Raw genomic sequence first — 2,036 nt, 5'->3', positions numbered from 1 at the left:
GAACTGCCGACAAGCGGAGATCCCTAGCGCGCAGCCGATATAGGTTTTCCCTGCGCCGGATGCGCCCATAATAATGACATTATGCTTCTCGTGAACGAAATTGCCGGTTGATAATCGTAGGATTTGAGCTTGATCCAGTCTCCGGTCTGCATGGTATTCGATATCTTCAACGCAGGCGTTCGGATAACGAAAGGTCGCCTTCTTGATGAGCTTGTCCAGATGATTGTTCTTCCGCCGGATCCACTCCGCATCGACGAGAAGTCCAAGTCGTTCTTCAAAGGACAAGGAGCCAAACGAAGGCGTCTGTATCTGCTCCCGGAAGTGCTCTGCCATTACGCTAAGCTTCATGCTAATGAGTTTGCTGATTGTCGTCTCGTTGACCATGATTAGTTCCTCCCGTAATAACTTGCGCCACGCGTGAAGCCATGCGGATTCGATGGGCGAGAGCTGGACCCGATATCTGCCGCTTGCTCCGCCACCACCATGTCCTGGCCGGATTTTAGAATGGTGCTGACATGCTTAAAGCTGGGGCTCGGCGTATAGCTAAGTGCCTTCGCACAGGCAGATTCAACCCGAACAAGCGAATACCTGTCTGCGAGCTTGAGTAGTCCCATACAAGCCTTGTATCCTTGTTGCTCAACGCGATGTCCGGTTAGAAGGGCTCGGATAACCGTAGTCGTGTAGGGACCCAGTTTCTCCGCCCAAGCGATGAAGCGCTCGGCGTTCCATTGAACATACTGCTTGTGCTTGTCCGGCATGTGGTCGGCAAGCGTGTGATATTGTCCGGGGCGGCCGTAAAGACGGGGATGCGAGCAGATTCGATGATGGTTGTAGAAAACCTCGATTACGCCGCGAGTAACGCGCACGTCCACCTTGTGCTTGATATATTCATAGGGAACGCTGTAATGCATCTTGTCGACGGCTATGTGATAATTAAACTGTACGGTAGCGACTTTCCAGGTGGCGCACTCGTACGCGGAAGGCGGCAACGGCAAGAGAGCGTGTTTCTCCTCGTCGAGAAACGCGCTCAGCCGACTGCCTGGCCTTTTCTGAAACGGCCGTTTGTTGAACGCCGTCAACTTCTCATCAATGGCCTCGTTTAATTCTGTCAGTGTAAAGAACGTTTGCTGGCGCAAAGCAGCCAGAATCCAAGTGGAAATGATGCCGACCGTACCTTCTACGCCGGGCTTGTCCTTGGGTTTGCGAACACGTGCGGGGATGACGGCTGTACCGTAATGCTCCGCCATTTCTTGATACGTCTTGTTAATAACGGGGGAATACCAGGAGGATTTTTCGACGCCGGTTTTAAGGTTGTCCGGCACGAGGATTTTGGTAACGCCGCCGAAATGAGCAAATGCGTTGACATGCGCCGCAATCCAGCTTTCTTGATTCTGAGACAGAAAGCCCTCCACATAAGCGTATTGGCTGCAGGACAGCGCGGCGACGAAAATGTACACTTGCAGCAGTTCGCCTGTTTCGGCATCTACCAGAGTTGCCGTTTGCCCGGCCCAGTCGACTTCCATTTGCTCGCCGGGCTTGCGCTGGATATGCATGGTAGCTTTCGTGGTCGCGGCGTATTTGCGGTAGTAGTTGCAGAATTGCGTATACTTCAGGGGGATTTCGCGATTTAACCGGCACATCTCGCAATACTCGCTCCAAAGCAGACTAAGCGTGACACCGCTTTTCGCCAGTTCTCGATGGATGTATTCCACATCCGGGATTTTTCGTGAAGAGACCTGCTCTTTTTCAGGGAATAGCAGATACTGTAGATCTGCATCCGCTACATCCTCAGGTAGCGGCCATATCAGTTCCTTCTCACTTGCACGATTCAATACCTCGGATACGGTGTTTCGCGAGCATTGACAACTTGATGCAATACTTCGCTGACTGAGCCCCAAGCTGCTCAGCCGTAAAATATCTCGATACTTGGTCATTCGGTGACCTCCCGCTTTAAATTTGCGTCCGCTTCCGGATACGCATTCCTCCATTGTAACGGAGGCATTCAGCGGGGTGGCTCTCACGATTAACATAGTGGC

Annotated in this window: 2 protein-coding genes; both read right to left on the bottom strand. The window is 52.3% G+C overall.

Annotation, left to right across the window (positions count from 1 at the left end; genetic code table 11):
- The coding region (locus ACFPQ4_RS24705) for an ATP-binding protein (protein WP_378114622.1) at nucleotides 1-384 on the bottom strand (384 nt) is incomplete at its 3' end.
- A gap of 2 nt (nucleotides 385-386) precedes the next feature.
- The gene (gene istA, locus ACFPQ4_RS24700; RefSeq protein WP_378114621.1) at nucleotides 387-1,934 is read right to left on the bottom strand and encodes an IS21 family transposase; all 1,548 of its coding nucleotides are present in this window, start codon (nucleotides 1,932-1,934) and stop codon (nucleotides 387-389) included.
- Nucleotides 1,935-2,036: the final 102 nt, after the last annotated feature.

Origin of the sequence: Cohnella yongneupensis, assembly GCF_042655785.1 — a bacterium.
GTDB lineage: Bacteria > Bacillota > Bacilli > Paenibacillales > Paenibacillaceae > Cohnella > Cohnella yongneupensis.
This window is presented reverse-complemented; position numbering and strand designations above follow the sequence as displayed.

Bases quoted from the DNA above. Each gene is read 5' to 3' on its own strand.
- istA (WP_378114621.1), bottom strand. From the start codon at position 1,934: ATGACCAAGTATCGAGATATTTTACGGCTGAGCAGCTTGGGGCTCAGT.